The 15,491-nt window shown below is 41.2% G+C and carries 15 protein-coding genes; 11 read left to right on the forward strand and 4 right to left on the reverse strand.

Features of this window, described 5'->3' with window-relative positions:
• The first annotated feature begins 1 nt into the window (after position 1).
• Positions 2-304, forward strand: coding sequence for a helix-turn-helix domain-containing protein (locus ISP07_RS05245; RefSeq protein WP_054553216.1), 303 nt, complete (start codon positions 2-4; stop codon positions 302-304).
• Positions 305-416: 112 nt separating this feature from the next.
• Complete coding sequence (locus tag ISP07_RS05250) at positions 417-947, forward strand: GNAT family N-acetyltransferase (protein ID WP_209327028.1); 531 nt, start codon at positions 417-419, stop codon at positions 945-947.
• A 13-nt stretch (positions 948-960) separates the two neighbouring features.
• Here the strand turns inward: ISP07_RS05250 and ISP07_RS05255 are convergent, their stop codons facing one another.
• Entirely contained in the window at positions 961-1,347 is a 387-nt protein-coding gene (locus tag ISP07_RS05255; RefSeq protein WP_054553214.1) for an MmcQ/YjbR family DNA-binding protein, read from the reverse strand.
• Between the two features lie 190 nt (positions 1,348-1,537).
• On the opposite strand from ISP07_RS05255, the gene yeiP reads away from it, so the two are divergent.
• The 7 genes from yeiP to ISP07_RS05290 all read left to right on the forward strand — a co-directional run bounded on the left by yeiP (position 1,538) and on the right by ISP07_RS05290 (position 8,815).
• Entirely contained in the window at positions 1,538-2,110 is a 573-nt protein-coding gene (gene yeiP, locus ISP07_RS05260; protein ID WP_054553213.1) for an elongation factor P-like protein YeiP, read from the forward strand.
• Between the two features lie 145 nt (positions 2,111-2,255).
• Positions 2,256-2,984 (forward strand): RDD family protein, encoded by a 729-nt coding sequence (locus ISP07_RS05265; protein ID WP_209327029.1) that lies wholly within the window; start codon positions 2,256-2,258, stop codon positions 2,982-2,984.
• Positions 2,981-3,931 (forward strand): stage II sporulation protein M, encoded by a 951-nt coding sequence (locus ISP07_RS05270; protein WP_209327030.1) that lies wholly within the window; start codon positions 2,981-2,983, stop codon positions 3,929-3,931. Before ISP07_RS05265 ends, ISP07_RS05270 begins: the two co-directional genes overlap by 4 nt.
• Positions 3,921-5,381, forward strand: a complete 1,461-nt coding sequence (locus tag ISP07_RS05275; RefSeq protein ID WP_209327031.1) for a hypothetical protein — start codon at positions 3,921-3,923, stop codon at positions 5,379-5,381. The genes ISP07_RS05270 and ISP07_RS05275 overlap by 11 nt, the downstream gene beginning before the upstream one ends.
• Positions 5,371-6,519: a DUF4350 domain-containing protein gene (locus tag ISP07_RS05280; RefSeq protein ID WP_209327032.1), complete on the forward strand. Its 1,149-nt coding sequence runs from the start codon at positions 5,371-5,373 to the stop codon at positions 6,517-6,519. The genes ISP07_RS05275 and ISP07_RS05280 overlap by 11 nt, the downstream gene beginning before the upstream one ends.
• Complete coding sequence (locus ISP07_RS05285; protein WP_054553208.1) at positions 6,516-7,499, forward strand: AAA family ATPase; 984 nt, start codon at positions 6,516-6,518, stop codon at positions 7,497-7,499. The genes ISP07_RS05280 and ISP07_RS05285 overlap by 4 nt, the downstream gene beginning before the upstream one ends.
• Positions 7,496-8,815, forward strand: a complete 1,320-nt coding sequence (locus ISP07_RS05290; protein ID WP_209327033.1) for a DUF58 domain-containing protein — start codon at positions 7,496-7,498, stop codon at positions 8,813-8,815. The genes ISP07_RS05285 and ISP07_RS05290 overlap by 4 nt, the downstream gene beginning before the upstream one ends.
• Before the next feature lie 69 nt (positions 8,816-8,884).
• On the opposite strand, the gene ISP07_RS05295 is transcribed toward ISP07_RS05290, so the two are convergent.
• Entirely contained in the window at positions 8,885-9,361 is a 477-nt protein-coding gene (locus ISP07_RS05295; protein WP_138599010.1) for a DUF4234 domain-containing protein, read from the reverse strand.
• A 208-nt stretch (positions 9,362-9,569) separates the two neighbouring features.
• Between ISP07_RS05295 and ISP07_RS05300 the strand changes: the two genes are divergently transcribed.
• Entirely contained in the window at positions 9,570-9,776 is a 207-nt protein-coding gene (locus ISP07_RS05300) for a hypothetical protein (protein ID WP_228290532.1), read from the forward strand.
• Here the strand turns inward: ISP07_RS05300 and ISP07_RS05305 are convergent.
• Entirely contained in the window at positions 9,773-11,887 is a 2,115-nt protein-coding gene (locus tag ISP07_RS05305) for an EAL and GGDEF domain-containing protein (RefSeq protein ID WP_420706828.1), read from the reverse strand. The genes ISP07_RS05300 and ISP07_RS05305 overlap by 4 nt on opposite strands.
• A 176-nt stretch (positions 11,888-12,063) precedes the next feature.
• Positions 12,064-14,784, reverse strand: coding sequence for an insulinase family protein (locus tag ISP07_RS05310; protein WP_209327035.1), 2,721 nt, complete (start codon positions 14,782-14,784; stop codon positions 12,064-12,066).
• Positions 14,785-14,978: 194 nt separating this feature from the next.
• On the opposite strand from ISP07_RS05310, the gene sixA reads away from it, so the two are divergent.
• Entirely contained in the window at positions 14,979-15,455 is a 477-nt protein-coding gene (gene sixA / locus ISP07_RS05315) for a phosphohistidine phosphatase SixA (RefSeq protein ID WP_054553202.1), read from the forward strand.
• Positions 15,456-15,491: the final 36 nt, after the last annotated feature.

Below are 15,491 nucleotides of genomic sequence, written 5' to 3' on the forward strand. Positions count from 1 at the left end.
AATGGCTAGAACACTGGAAAAGTTATTGGCGAATGAAAAACCAGAAGTGGTAGCCAAAGCTAAGAAAGCGGCGTCAGATATGCTTCTTAATATTCATTTAGCAGAGCTTCGTGAACATATGAAACTAACACAAGGTGAGATGGCGAAAGAGCTTGGCGTCAAGCAGCCAACGATATCTGACATGGAGAAACCAGGTCGTGATGTTAGATTATCATCATTAAAGCGCTATGTTGAAGCTGCTGGGGGTACCTTAAGACTTGATGTTGAGCTCCCGGACGGGAGTCATTTTGGCTTTGAAGTATAACTAAGTTAAGTCTAAAAAATGTGGGCTTTTCTTCTATATTGGCCATAAGTGGTATTTAACTCACGAAATCAGTTTGTTATAACTAGGTTTATTTACAAAGCGATTAATCACCATGACTCTCACCACTGCGCGATTAACATTACGGCTGTTAAATGCCGATGACTGGCCATTGTTTTATACTTTGCATAATGATGCTCAAGTGATAGAGAAGTGCTTCGATAAGCCCTCAGAGGCGCAGTTACGTGCTAAGTTTAATGAGCGTTTAAAGCCTTGGCAGCCAAATTCGAATTCACCACTGTGTTTAGTTATTGTTGAAACCAGTACAGGTAAAGAAGTTGGCGTGACGGGGTTTACTTCATCAACAGTGCCAGATAGTCAAGAAGTTGGTTATTTGCTACTGCCTAATTTTCATGGTCGTGGCTATGCCACAGAGTCTTTGCAAGCAGTGCTTGATTACGCCAAATCAGAACATGCTGTGCGTGAATTTAAAGCAGTTGTCACCGAGGGTAATATCGGTTCAGAAAAAGTACTTGAGAAATGTGGTTTTCAGTTAGTCGATAAACAACTAGATGCGTATGCTATTGGCGGCGTTTTGTATACCGATCATCATTTTCATTTAAGTTGCACTGGTCACAGAGCGTGATCAGTGCGCAATTTTACAGATGAAGCTCAATTGCTTTTCTGTCTTTTTCTGGCATATTCGCAACCACTAAATCAAACGAATTATCAATCATTCGTTCAATCTCTCCCTGTGGTACGGTGCCATCTAAAATAACCGTATTCCATAAACGTTTGTTCATGTGATAACCCGGGATCACCGACGGGAAAATATCACGCAGTGCTTGGGCTTCATCTGGATCGCATTTCAGATTTAGCCACCATACAAGGTTTCCCTCATCGTCTGTTTGGCCTTCTTTGCCCTCGGCAAGGGTAGCAAACATTTTATGATTCACCTTGTAAACGTCGACATCTTGGCCAAATGGTTGGGTGATCATCACCAATGGCTTTTTCATTAAATACTCGTGTACTGTGTGTTGATTCATGATCCAATCCTTGAAGTCATTTTTCGTAGTTATAAACATAGCAGCTTTTTCGTAGTTTGGAGACAACTATCGTTATAATTTGCTGAAAAATAATATAAATAAAGGCTCTGAGATTAAACTGTAAATTTTTTTTGAACAAAAGCTATTACGTGGTAAATTTCTGTCATCAAAAAACGATAGGAATACACCCATGCCTAAGGCAAGTGAAGTTAAAAAAGGCGCCGCTATCGAGCATAACGGCCGTGTTTTAGTAGTTAAAGATATTCAACGTTCTGTACCACAAGGTCGTGCTGGTGGCAGTTTATACCGCATGCGTTTATACGATGTGGTAACAGGCGGTAAAGTTGATGAAACATTTAAAGACAGCGACATGTTAAAGCTTGCTGATCTCATTCGTCGCGAAGCAATGTTCTCTTACATTGATGGTGAAGAGTATGTTTTCATGGATAATGAAGACTACACGCCATATAACCTTAATAAAGAAGCGATCAGCGAAGAGATTTTATTCGTTAATGAAGAAACTCAAGGCCTTCACGTGATTGTGATTGATGGCTCACCAGTTGGCTTAGATTTACCATCAAGTGTTGAGCTTGTTGTTGAAGAAACAGACCCTTCAATCAAAGGCGCTTCAGCAAGTGCACGTTCAAAGCCAGCACGTTTAACAACGGGTTTAACGATTCAAGTTCCTGAGCATATTTCAACAGGTGACCGTATTCGTATCAACACCGTTGAACAAAAATTTATGGGACGCGCAGAAAAATAACTCTGTGGTCCATTAGAGAACCGGCTTTTTGCCGGTTTTTTGCTTTATTAGTAACTCGCTCATTACAAAATTCATTGAAAAAGGAACGAAAAACGCGCATTATTATAGGCTTACGAAAACAATAATAATTATCAGTAGTAGATTAATGTTGAACCACGGATTGGAAAACAGAGAATACATCAAACTCCCCGAAGGCGTTGATATCGCCATTACTCCCGTTGGCGTTGTTGCCAGAAGCTATGCCTACATTATCGATTTTATTATCCGTAGTTTGGTTCTACTTGCTGTTGGTACTGTATTGGCCTTCTTTGGTGATGCAGGGCAGGGGCTTATCTTAATTGCTTACTTTTTAATTTCATGGGGATATAACATCCTGTTTGAAATGGAAAATGGCCAAACGCCGGGTAAAAAACGCCTTAAAATCCGTGTTGTGCAAGACAATGGCTTACCAGCGAGCTTTTCGCAAATTGTAGTGCGTAACTTACTACGCCCAGCCGATATGCTACCTATAGGCTATTTCTTAGGCCTTGTGGTTATGTTGTTTAACAACCGTTTTAAACGCATTGGTGATTGGGCTGCAGGCACTATGGTTATTTACGACGATGAGTTAGCTATGCGCCCAGAATTATCACAAGGAGAAGTGCATATTCCTACCATTAGCTTAACCACCGAAGAGCAATTAGCGGTGCTTGCTTTTGCAGAGCGTCATGATGAATTATCGGATGCAAGGCGTCGTGAGTTGGCAGCTATTTTAGCTACTCCTTTTTCTGCTGCAGAGCATGAGATTGAGGCGCAGCTTGTTAGTTACGCACGCCACTTTGCAGGTCAAGTTCAACACGATAACGATTACCCGCAGCAGGAGGGTAAGCAATGAAGCAAACTCAATTTGTAAAATCAAATAGTGTCAGTTGGGATGAGTTTGAAGCGCTTTGCGAGCAAAAGAGTGCAAAGTCTTTACCTGTTAATTTCCCTAACTTGTATCGCAAAGTCTGTAATGATTTAGCCATTGCGCAAAGTCGTCAATACAGCCCAGTGTTGATTGAGCAAATAAACAGGCTGGTGCAATTAGGACAAAAGCGCCTTTATTTATCTCGAAGCAATCAATTTTCTGAAATATGGCATGTGGCCCGCACGGCATTTCCACGTGCACTGTATGAAAATCGTTTAATGCTTGGCATTAACTTATTGGCATTTTGGGGATTGGCCTTAGTTGCTTTTATTTGGGTGACAATTGACCCTGATGCCGCTTATACATTTTTAGGGCAAGGTACAGTGCTTAATATCGAACAAATGTATAACCCAAGTGGTAGCGTTCAATCGGTAGAGCGCGGCGCATCACAAGATCTGATGATGTTCGGGGTCTATATCTACAATAATATTGGCATTGCATTTCAGATGTTTGCAGGTGGTGTTCTGTTCTGTGTTGGTGCTGCTTTTTTCTTGTTGTTCAATAGTTTTTATTTTGGTGCCGTTGCGGCTCACATTGTCAATGTTGGATTTGAAGGGCCGTTTTTTTCGTTTGTAATAACCCATGGCTCGTTTGAGTTAACCGCTATCATCATTGCCTCAGCGGCCGGGTGTCAAATAGGTTACGGCTTGTTAAATCCAGGGCAGTATACCCGTGCATACGCGATGAAACAGGCTGCACAAAAAGCACTTCCACTGATTGTTGGCGCATTTTTGATGTTAGTCATTGCCGCTTTTATCGAAGCATTTTGGTCACCCCGTGATATTGCTAACGAAGTTAAATATTTAGTTGGCAGCGGTTGTTGGGCTTATGTCATTTTTCGCTTGTACAGGGGAATGCGCTATGGAGCTTAATCGTCTTAGCTTCAATCCTCGCAAGCGCAGTGCTTACGAAACCTTTGATTTAACAGTGTTGCTAGTTAAGCAGCATGCTGTCGCATTGGTCTCTTTGTATTTGATGATGGCCGTGCCCGTATTTTTAATTGTTGGCTTTCTAGTAAACTGGGGCATAGGCGGCTTTGTTGTTTGGTGGCTTAAACCTGTATTTGAGCGACCATTACTTGATTACATGTCAAAAGCGGTTTTCAATCAGCCAGTCAGCATAATGAGTAGCTTAAAGTTACTCAAGCAGTTAAAAATGACTGATATGCTTGCGCATTTAACCGTTTTTAGGCTCAGCCCTAATAGAGCATTTCTAGCCCCCGTAGAGCAACTTGAACGACTATCAGGTGAACGCAAAACCAAACGTAAGCAGGTTTTGTTTGCTTCAACTAAGCCCAAACAAACATTGTGGATGCTGTTTTGTGTACATTTTGAGTTTATCTTATTGATGGGAATATCGGCACTGACAATTGCACTTGTGCCCCATTCATTCTCTGCACAAGAAGCCATGTACCAAATTTTTGAAGCGCCAATCTGGGTTGAGATAGCGTTTAACTTTATTTATATCTTCAGTATTTCATTAGTGGCGCCGCTTTTTGTTACTGGCGGTTTCCTTGCTTATTTACACCGCCGAGTTGAACTAGAGGGCTGGGATATCGAGCTGGCATTTAAAAATATTCGCACCCGTCTTGCAGGCGTAGTCAGTGCTGTAGCACTTCTTCTGCTGACAACATTTACGCTGCAACCATCAACAAGCTATGCAGAGCAAATCGATAAGCAAGCTGTGAAAGAGCAAGTTACTGCTCTTTATAATGAGCCTAATGTCATTGAAACTGAGACTACGTGGGTGCCAAATATCGAAGCCAAAGCGAGTTCATCAGATAGTGACTGGTCTTGGTTTATCGATGTATTTACTGCCATTGGTGAAGTGTTTGGCTTGTTAGTTTGGGTATTGGTCGGCTTATTAGTTATTTGGCTAGTTTATTACCTGATGCAAAAACGCGGTTTTTTTGCCAACTTAAGCTTGCCTGAGCGCAGTAAAGTAAATGAAGAGCCAGTGATCCCAACCTTATTTGCAGAAATTAAAAGTAAGGATTTACCTACTGATTTAATTGCCGCAGCAAAGCAGTGTTTTGAGCAAGGGCAGCACCGCTTGGCGCTGGCGTATTTGCTTCATCATGCGCTGAGTTGGGCGCAGCAACAACATGAAGTGCGCTTACACCGCTCTATGACTGAGCGCGAATGTAAACTTGCAATTGATGCTAGGGTGCCAAATCAAGGGCAAGCAATTTTTGCTCGCTTATTTTCTGCGTGGGTCACGGTCGCTTGGGGCCATAAAACCCCTGATATCGACTTTATCGAGCTGATTGAGCAAATTACAGCTATGACAGCAGAGACTAAGGAGCAAGCCCATGAAGCTTAAAGTTGTGTTTATTGCGGCGCTCGTATTGTTTAGCCTATTTGCTATTGCGGGTATTGCCTCTTTAGATTGGCAGAAAAAAGAAATAGAGATCGGCTTTCATAGTGATGTCGCAAAAGATAATTTCACGATGGCTAAGCGGCTACTTAAAGCCAATGGTATCGATTGGAATAAAAACAAGCGCTTGGCAGAGCAAGCTCAAAGTGATGAGTTAAACATAGACCCACAAAGTATCTTAATTTTAGATGAGGCAGTGCTTGCTGACTCCTACCAGTTAGATGTACAGCTGGCTGATTGGGTCGCTGAAGGCGGACGCTTGATTTATGTATTAAACAGGCAACGTGATGAGCTGGCAATTGATAGCACCGTATTTTTTAGTCAGCTTGGTATTAATGTAGAAAGCCAAGAAGATGTCTTTGAATATGATTTTGCAATGCTCAAAGAGGGGCATAAAAATAGTACGCTCTCAATTGATGAAAACACTGAGCTTGATCTTGAGCTAAGCCGTGCCTTTTTTATTGAAAACTGCCCCGGTGTGAGTACCAATAATGATAACGGTAACACCCTAATGTGTGACTTTGCGTTTGGTCAAGGTCGAGTCATTGTGATGCCATCGCTGTTACCTTTTACCAATTACCGACTTCGCCACCTTGATCATGGCAGTTTATTACTTTGGTTAAGTAAAGGGGCTGAAAAAGTAACCTATGTACCTTACCTAACTTACCCAAATTGGTTTGCCAAATTATGGCACTGGAGCTGGCAATGTGTGGTGACGTTGTTGTTATTAATTGTGCTTGCAGTATGGCATATCAGTAGTCGCATCGGCCGCTCTTATGCTCCTGACTTCGATGTAAAAACCAGCTTTAATCAGCATATTCGAGCAGTAGCAAACTTTTATTCTGAGCATGGTCACGAAGCCGTGTTATTTACTGCTCTAGAAAAAGATTTTTACGCCAGAGTAGAGTCGCGAGTGCCTAACTTTAAGATGCTCAGTGCTGAAAAACAGGCGCAGATCATCGCTAATTTAACTCATTTTGAAAAACAACAGGTGGCAGAGTTGCTTGCTAGCAAGTTGCCTGAGTCAAAAGAACAACGAACAGAATTTATAAAACGATTTAAACAATTAAGGAATGCCTTATGAGCACGGAATTAGACACTAATCGCATGAGCTTAGTTGAGGCAGCTGATGCAGTAAAACAAGTAAAGCATAACATTTCGCGTGTGTTAGTCGGTCAAGATGCCATTGTTGAAGATGTGCTTACGGTACTCTTTGCGGGCGGTCATGTGTTACTTGAAGGGGTTCCAGGGCTTGGTAAAACGCTACTGGTTAGAGCCTTAGCAAAAAGCTTAAATGTAGACTTTTCGCGAGTGCAGTTTACACCGGATTTAATGCCTTCAGATGTTGTTGGTCATAGTTTGTATGATATGAAATCAGGTGAATTTAATATCAAAAAAGGCCCAGCATTTACTAATATTTTACTGGCTGATGAAATCAACCGTGCACCAGCAAAAACGCAATCAGCCCTTCTTGAGGTGATGCAAGAGCAACAAATCACCATTGATGGGGAGTCATTATCTATTGATTCACCGTTTATGGTATTAGCGACTCAAAACCCATTAGATCAAGAGGGGACGTATCCACTGCCAGAGGCTGAATTAGACCGCTTTATGATGAAAGTTGAGCTTGGTTTTCCTTCTCATGAATCGGAAGTTGAGCTTTTAAAACTGAATACACAAATTGTGTCTAATGAAACCAAAGTAGAGCAGCTGCCAGCAGTATTAGATGCTAAGCGTATTGCGGAAATTAAACAGCTTTGTGCTGATATCTTAGTCGACGAACAAATACTTAATTATGCCGTTGATATCGTGCGTAGTTCACGAACTTGGCAGGGCGTGTTGCACGGTGCAGGGTTACGTGCCTCAATTAATATTATTAAAGCCGCAAAAGTAATGGCATTAATGAATGGTCGTGACTTTGTAACCCCAGATGACGTGAAGTCAGTGTCAGTGAATATTTTAAGGCACCGATTAATTTTATCGGCTGATCTGGAGCTGGAAGGGGTGTCATTTGATGAAGTGATCAATGCCATTTTAGCCAGTGTTGAAGCGCCGCGCTCATGAATCGCATCAAGCATAGACCTGCAAAACGCTTAGTACAATTAACAGCTTTGTTGCTGTTATTGTTGTTTGTCTGTGCCATTGCATCGGTTGACAGCTTAGTGTTAACGGCCTTGCTCCTAGTGCCTTTATTGGTCGCATTTTTCGATTATATGGCGGCAAAGTCAGAGCCTTTACTTGAAGTAAGCGCACAAACGAATCTCAACATGGCTTTGTATCGACGCCAACCCTTGCAGATAGTGATTAAAAACAAAGCGAAGCATGCGACCATGCTAGATGTCAGTGTTCATTTGAGCAATGCAATTGAGCTGCAAAAGCCGCAGCAAACGGTGTTTATTGATGCAATGCAACAAGCAAAGCAGAGCTTTACATTACGCGCTCACAAGCGAGGCGATGCGCAGATCAGTGCCATTGAACTTAGGGTTGGGTCGCCATTTGGCCTTTGGCAAACAAACTGGCTAGCTGCGCAAGCGATTCAACTAAAAGTGTATCCCGATTTTAGCCGTGTGACTTCAAAGCAGCATTTAAATGGCGTAGTGAATAAGCCTATTTCAGGGTTAAAACTCACTAAAAAGCGCGGTGATGGTATTGAGTTTCAGCAGTTACGCGAATATCGCCAAGGTGATAGTGTTAGACAAATAGACTGGCAGGCGACTAGTAAGCGTCGAAAACTCATTTCTCGAGAGTATCAAGAAGAGCAAAACCAACATGTTATAGTGATGCTCGATGCCTCTAAAAAAATGGCCATCGAAGCCAATGAAGGTAGCCACTTTGATCATGCTTTAAATGCATTGTTACTGCTGTCGCATACAGTTTTAAAGCAAGGTGACTGGTTTAGCATGCAAAGCTTTAACCAAAACCTGCGCTGGTTACCCGATGTTAAAGGCGTACAGAATGTATCACGGGTAATGAATCACTTTTATGATCTATACCCAGATAAGAGCAGCAGTGACTATTTAGTGGCTGTGAACCAATTAATTGCTAAACGCAGTAAACGTTCTTTAGTGTTATTAGTTACCACCCTTGATGAGCAAAGCATTGATGAGTTAATGCCTGCAATTAAGCTATTACAAAAACACCACTTAGTGGCACTTATTAATATTAATAACCGTGCTGTAAATGAAGTGCTCGATGAGCCTATTGAAAAGTACGAAGATGCAACCAGTTACTGTGCAGCATTAGCACTACTAAATTCACATAAAGCCAATATGGCGAAGCTAAAAAAGCAAGGTGTAATAGCCATAGACTGTAACCCTGAGCAGCTACTACCGCATGTGCTTAACACTTATTTAAATGTGAAGCACTCCGGGGCATTGTAAAACCCTAATAGCAACTGGCAATAAAAAAGGCATTGAATTCAATGCCTTTTTTATTAAATAACGAAACGATTATTTTTGATTATCAATAGCTTCGTTAATTTTGTATTGGAAATAAATAACGTTAAAGAAAAACGTTAAAATACCACCTAAATGAACTGGTTCATTGCTACCTTCATTAATTAACTCTTTAATCGATGTACGAAGAGAGAAAATTAATACAATTGCAACAACAAACGAAATCAGTGACACAATACCACCAATTTCAGGAGAAACTCCTGCAAAAGACAACACAATATTCACAATGTACAAAGCAACATAGCCATAAACTAAGCCTTGGCTTATCTGGTTTTCTGCTAATGCATTGGCTTTATTAGTTCGGCTCACTAACCAATAAACACTATAGATACCAAATGTGAAAAGGCATAAAAAGAACACGCCCCAAGCAGAGAAGCGGTCAAAGTTTAAAATAGGTTTATTACCACCGTTGTTTTGCTGAGTAAGCTCAGCTTCTGGTGCTTCATAGATGTTAGCTGATTCTTCAGACATAACGATTCCTCATAATTATTTTTTATATTCCTTTGTGCTGATAGCACGCATCGATAATAGCAGTGAGGTTGCTTTTTGTACATCATTTCAACAGCCTAGAAAGTAAAGCTTTGTAACATAAAGGCCAGTATAAATTAGCCTTATAGAGGTTATAGCATGAGTGAAGTTTTAAAGCTTGCTGAAATTATGTACACTGCCGCTGATTTTTATGAGGTGCTGTGTGTTATTTATCTTTTTGAGTTGTGTATTTATTTTGGTGATGTATTTAGAGTCTCTGTCTAAAGGAATGCCGGTAAAGCGCTGGGTGCTGTTAGGCGGTGTGCTTGGGCCTGTTGCTTGGTGTTTATTTAACATGCACTACCGCCGCGCATTTGTGCGTCACGTTGGCCATCAATCGTGTGGCTGGCGACCTTAAGCTTTTGCTGTTTTTAGTAGGCTCGGCGCAGATTTATCGAGTTGCTTTTGTAAGAAGGCGGTAAATTCTGGCTGTGATAGTGGCTTTGAGTAATAGTAACCTTGTACCGTCTGACATTTTAACTGCTCTAACATCATGACTTGTTCGGCTTGTTCAACGCCTTCTGCAACCACATGTAAATCAAGGTTATGAGCAATGGTTACAATCGAGTCGACCATATTCCGGCCACGTTCTGTTTGCATGTCGTCAATAAAGGCTTTATCAACTTTCAAAGTATTAAGCGGGAACTGTTTTAGATAAGCTAACGATGAGTAGCCTGTACCAAAGTCATCCATTGCAAGGTGAATACCTCGGGCACTGAGTGAGCGCATGACAGAAATAGCTTCGTTTGGGTCGTCCATAACCGTACCTTCGGTGATCTCAAGTTCAAGGAAGTAAGAGGGCAGTTCATTCTTTTGCAAAATCACATCAATACGGGTGGTTAAATCGGGCAAGCTGAACTGTTTAGCGGATAAGTTCACTGCAACACGACCGTTGAATAACCCTTGGTCAATCCACGCCTTTACATCGCGGCATGCTTTGTTTAAAACAACTTCACCAATTTCGATAATTTGCCCAGTTTCTTCAGCAATAGGAATAAACACACCTGGACTAATTACACCTTTTTTCGGGGTAATGAAGCGTACCAAGGCTTCCATACCATCTAGTTTACCTGTACGAATATTCATTTTTGGCTGGTAGTACACTTCAAAGTGGTCTTCTTTAAGACCGTAACGCATTAAATTTTCGATTTGTAAGCGTTTAACCGCTTCACGGTTCATTGTGTCGTTGAAAAACAGATAGCTATTACCTTTTTTCTTAGCGTGATACATGGCTGTATCCGCATTTTTAAGTAATAACTCGGGGGTATTACCATCTTCAGGAAACAGCACAATACCGACACTTGAGGTGATCACCAGTTCATGGCCTGCCATATTAAAAGGTGTAGCAATTGCGGCTAAAAAGAGTTTAGCCATGCGAGTGATAGTATGAATATCGTTGGTGCCCGACATTACGAGCGCAAACTCATCCCCGCCAAGACGATAAAACACATCTTTTTCGCGGGTTAACTTATTCAAGCGCATCGCAAGCTTAGACAATAAGCTATCACCAAGTTGGTGACCCAGAGAGTCGTTAATCTTCTTAAAGTTATCTAGGTCAAACACTAACAAAGCGTGATGATTATCTTGCTTAGCGAGCTTTTTCAGATTGGTGAAAAACAAGTTTCGGTTAGGTAAGCCCGTTGTACGGTCACGGTTTGATAAGTTATGTAATTGTGATTCCGCTTTTTTACGCTCAGTTTCATCTGAAAAAACAACTACGTAGTTACATATTTGGTTGTGCTCATTTTTGATTTCATCAATTGAAATTTCAATTGGTAACAGCTGTCTTTTCGCATTGCGAAGTTTTACCTCTTGCTGCCAGTGTTCTGTCGCTTTTACAGTGGCTTTAATTTCATCTACATAGCTTTGGTCATAGCCATTTAAGGTAAAATCTTTCTTTAAGTATTGCTCTCGTGTACCACCAAATAGTGTTAAAAAACTTGGGTTTAAGTCAACCAATTTGAAGTTTTTATCGTAAATAGCGATGGCGTCAGTTAGCGACTCAACGCATTTAGCGAATAGGTTTAAACGCGCTTCTGTTGATTTCAGCTGAGAAATATTTCTTACAGTGCCAGTCATACGCAAAGGGTTGAGGTTTGCGTCTTTTTCGATGATCTTGCCGCGATCTAGTACCCAGTGCCAACGACCAAAGCTGTCTTTAATGCGGTAACTCGCTTCAAAAAAAGCGGTATGCTCGGCGAAGTGTTTTTTAAGGGCTGTTTCGACGTGTTGTAAGTCGTGTGGGTGAATTAATTCGCGATTAGGGGGAAAGCCGCTGCTACTATTTGTATCTGAAGTGTATTTATCATTAATTCGTAGCACCTCGCCGGTTTTAATATTCCAGTCCCAGAGGGTGTCACCACTACCTTCTACGGTACTTTTTAAACGATGTTCTGAGATACGAAGTTGCTGTCGAGAGCGTTTTAGTTTAAAAATTATGAACAATAAGTATGGCAATAACAGCATCATGATAGCACTTGGAATAAGCAACAATGTGCTCTGTTCAAGCTCTATGGGGCTGGCGGATGCAGAAAAAATCCCAGCCATACTTATTGTTAAAAAAGCAGAAATCATTTTTATTATTTTTGTCATTAATGCATTACTTTAATTCGCAACAATTAATCTAATCTAAGCTCGCGTTCGAGTCAAAGAGAATGCGAAGAAAGGGTTGTTTTTGGCTGTTTTTTGGCCTTTGGCTCACTTAAAAGTTCTATTCTTGGCCTGTTTTCACTAAAGGTTTCGGTAATATACTGCTGCATTTGAGCAAGGCTTAACTTATCAAGTGCCTCTAAAAGCTGCCGTTGCATATTAAATTCAGTATCGCGATTACCGATTGCCAACCATAAACGTTGCGAGCGTAAGCGTAAATTTTTATCTTTTTCAGCAATATGTGTGACAAGACCCGCTTTGGTATCTAACCATTGCTGTTCAGAAATGCTGTTTACTTGTGATACATAATTATTAATAAATTGCTGGTGACGCTGAAGTATCTCATCAGCACTGTGCTTAGGTGACTGCACATAAAATGCGATACCCGCCCGGGTATTAAACGGAGCATAGCCTGCACCAACTAAATAGCCGAGTTGTTGCTTTGTTCTTAGCTCATTAAAGTAATCTTGATTTATTAAATGGTTAAGTACCATCATTTGCACTTTTTCGCTGGTGTCATCCGTTTGTGCTTGATAGTACAGTACCATTGCATGATCGCTGCAATTTAACATGAAGCGCTGTTGATCTACTTCGGTTATATCGTTTAGTGGTCGCGTTAAATCAATAATTGTGGTGCTGCCAGCTAAGTGTTCAGTCACTTGTTTTTGGAACTTAAGCGCATCAGAGCGTTGCCAGTTACCATGTAAAAAAGACTCAACGTGCAAGGCTTTAAAAAACTCATTTCTAAAGCAATTAAACTGATGGAAGCTCGTATCTTTTAAAGCTTGTGCTAAGGCATTCGGCTCTGGGTTCCATGGCATAATTTGCGCACCCAAAATACTAAATAGCTCGCTAACAGGTTTGTTTTGATTGCTGTTTCGCCAATGTCTAACGAGCTGCTTTTTGTACTCAGCAAAGCGTTTTGCGCAGATCTCAACATTAAAGAGTGCTTCAAGTAACTCATTAACTAGCTCCAACTGACTCGATGAAAGACCGGCAGTGTGTAGAGTTAACCCGCCTTGGTGAGAGGTTAAGTGATAACTAAGGCCAGCAAGCTCAGCCGGATAAAACTGCTCAGCTACACTGTCCATAAACAAGTCTGCAAATAAGCGGGTAAGGGCCATGTGCTTAACATCTTTAATCGCAAAGGTTGAGTCCATTGCTAAGTAAAAATGCCCTTTTGCCACTCTGAAAGTCGCATCTTGTTTAAACCAAAAATCAAAGCCCTCTCTTTTGACTAAAAGCTCTGGTGATTTAGTTGGCTTTTCTAAAGGCAATAACTCAACCTCTTTGGTGAGGTATGGGTTAGCACTTGGTAAGCACATCTGTGGTAATGGCGTGTTTATTTCGCTTAGCGCTTCTAACCAACTTGTTGAAATGTCCTCTACTTTATAAGGGGTGTTGTACCAAGCTGTAGTGTGCTCAGGCTCAACACCTGGATGAATGAGTACCAAGCGCATGTTATCAGGTGTTAGCCATTGCATGGCAATTTCATGAGCGCAGCGGTTAAAGCCTTCCATTAAATAATCGCCTTGCACATAATTGGCTTCATCGTAATGCTGCATATTAATGCTTAAGTTACTCACCCAATCAATTAAACGTGCTTTTTCTTGGTTATCAAAGGCAATTTGCAAGAGGTTCTTTTTGTCTTGATAAAGACGCGGCAATTTATCGCAGTTTTGGTTAATTAAGCAGATATACTCAAACACCATTTCGACGATATCTTCATAGTATTCAATACCTTCATCAGTCAACGCCATACTGATATTAAAATCTTTGAAGTTACTGCCATTAATGCCACCACCTGCTGAGAGGGCATTGATCCAGCCTTGCTCTTTTAGAATAGAGTACAGCGATCCTTTGCCTTCGTAGCCAAGTAAATGAGCGATAAAACTAACGGTTTTGTGACGATAAAAGTCATCTATATTTGGCATTGCAAAGCTAATAATGAGCTTTTGCATATGTTTATGTGGCTCAATGTGTAACACCTTACCTAAGTCTTGTTTACGGTAAAGTGGCTGCTCTATAATCTCTTTACTTTTTGGCTGACCTTTTATTTCGCTAAATAACTGTTTTACCCAAGTGGTCATGGTCGCAATATCTTCATTGCTGCAGACCACCAGTGTCATCCACTGAGCCTGATAATGACTATCGAAGAAAGCACGTAGCTCATCACTGATGCAGCCCTCACGATCCGCGAGGGTTTGCTGGTTACCAACCGAAAACTTTGCAAAAGGGTGTGCTGGGTTCACCGTTTCTTTGTGAGCCTGATAAATTCGTCGGCCATCATCTTTTATTTTTAGTTTGAATTCTGCGTCTATGGCATTGCGTTCTTTTGTTGTCTCTTTAGGATTTAGTAGTGGTGCGATAAAAAAACGACTGAACTGTGCTAGTGCTTCAGCAAACTGCTGGCTGTTTATATCAAAGAAGTAGCAAGTGTGCTCAGTGCCAGTCCAGGCGTTGGTGTTGCCACCAGATTGTGATACAAAATTAGAAAAACCGCCCGATTCTGGGTACAAATCAGTGCCTAAAAAAAGCATGTGCTCTAAAAAGTGCGCTAGGCCTTGTCTGTCAAGAGGATCGTCGAAATGGCCTGCGTTAATCGCCATAGAAGCCGCTGATTTTGTTGACTCTAAGTCTTGCACTAAAAGTACTTTTAGACCATTGTCCAGTGTTAGGGGGTGATATGTTCTGTTATCATTGCGGCTGATATTCAAAAGATGCTCCTGAAAGAGTGCGTTAATGTCCTAACAACAGATGATATTTTCAGGAAAGCTAAAAAGACAGAGCTACGAAAATCTACCTGAATATCATAAACGGATGTTTAATGTATCTAGTGATGATATTCTAATATAGCGAACAATCAAGCAAACTGGCTACTGTTTTATATTCTTTAATCGGTTGATTTTTTATGAAAACAATCTTAATCATGCGCCATGGCGAAGCTACGCCAATGCAAGCAGATGATGCAGCAAGACAACTGACCGAGACCGGTCACCAAGAAGCTAGTCGAATGGGGCAATGGTTAGCAACACATCATAAACCGGATGCTCTGTTGGTAAGTCCTTACATTCGTGCTCAACAAACAGCTGCCGATGCTACGCAACATATTTCGTTACAATTTAATGAAACCTGTAACGACATTACCCCTGATGGTGTGCCGCAAGTTGCCGCTGATTACCTCGAAACCTTGATTGCTATGCATCCAGACTGCAATACTTGGTTGGTCGTTGCTCATATGCCTATTGTTAGCTATTTAGTTGATCAGTTAAGTCCAGGTCATATGCCTATTTTCAATACCGGGGCGATTGCTGTTATCGAATATGATGAACACAAACAGCGCAGTCACTACCTAAGTATTCACTCGCCAAATAACGTCGAAATCTAACAGTGGATTTGCTAAATTAGCGCCACTGTTAATTTT

Origin of the sequence: Pseudoalteromonas sp. PA2MD11 (genome assembly GCF_017808125.1) — a bacterium.
GTDB classification, from domain to species: Bacteria; Pseudomonadota; Gammaproteobacteria; order Enterobacterales; family Alteromonadaceae; genus Pseudoalteromonas; species Pseudoalteromonas simplex.

What these genes read in the sequence shown, in the direction of transcription:
- ISP07_RS05305 (WP_420706828.1), bottom strand. Translation starts at nt 11,887, where the DNA reads ATGATGCTGTTATTGCCATACTTATTGTTCATAATTTTTAAACTAAAA.
- ISP07_RS05250 (WP_209327028.1), top strand. Translation starts at nt 417, where the DNA reads ATGACTCTCACCACTGCGCGATTAACATTACGGCTGTTAAATGCCGAT.
- ISP07_RS05290 (WP_209327033.1), top strand. Translation starts at nt 7,496, where the DNA reads ATGAATCGCATCAAGCATAGACCTGCAAAACGCTTAGTACAATTAACA.
- ISP07_RS05300 (WP_228290532.1), top strand. Translation starts at nt 9,570, where the DNA reads ATGAGGTGCTGTGTGTTATTTATCTTTTTGAGTTGTGTATTTATTTTG.
- ISP07_RS05270 (WP_209327030.1), top strand. Translation starts at nt 2,981, where the DNA reads ATGAAGCAAACTCAATTTGTAAAATCAAATAGTGTCAGTTGGGATGAG.
- ISP07_RS05255 (WP_054553214.1), bottom strand. Translation starts at nt 1,347, where the DNA reads ATGAATCAACACACAGTACACGAGTATTTAATGAAAAAGCCATTGGTG.
- ISP07_RS05245 (WP_054553216.1), top strand. Translation starts at nt 2, where the DNA reads ATGGCTAGAACACTGGAAAAGTTATTGGCGAATGAAAAACCAGAAGTG.
- yeiP (WP_054553213.1), top strand. Translation starts at nt 1,538, where the DNA reads ATGCCTAAGGCAAGTGAAGTTAAAAAAGGCGCCGCTATCGAGCATAAC.
- ISP07_RS05295 (WP_138599010.1), bottom strand. Translation starts at nt 9,361, where the DNA reads ATGTCTGAAGAATCAGCTAACATCTATGAAGCACCAGAAGCTGAGCTT.
- ISP07_RS05275 (WP_209327031.1), top strand. Translation starts at nt 3,921, where the DNA reads ATGGAGCTTAATCGTCTTAGCTTCAATCCTCGCAAGCGCAGTGCTTAC.
- ISP07_RS05280 (WP_209327032.1), top strand. Translation starts at nt 5,371, where the DNA reads ATGAAGCTTAAAGTTGTGTTTATTGCGGCGCTCGTATTGTTTAGCCTA.
- ISP07_RS05285 (WP_054553208.1), top strand. Translation starts at nt 6,516, where the DNA reads ATGAGCACGGAATTAGACACTAATCGCATGAGCTTAGTTGAGGCAGCT.
- ISP07_RS05265 (WP_209327029.1), top strand. Translation starts at nt 2,256, where the DNA reads ATGTTGAACCACGGATTGGAAAACAGAGAATACATCAAACTCCCCGAA.
- sixA (WP_054553202.1), top strand. Translation starts at nt 14,979, where the DNA reads ATGAAAACAATCTTAATCATGCGCCATGGCGAAGCTACGCCAATGCAA.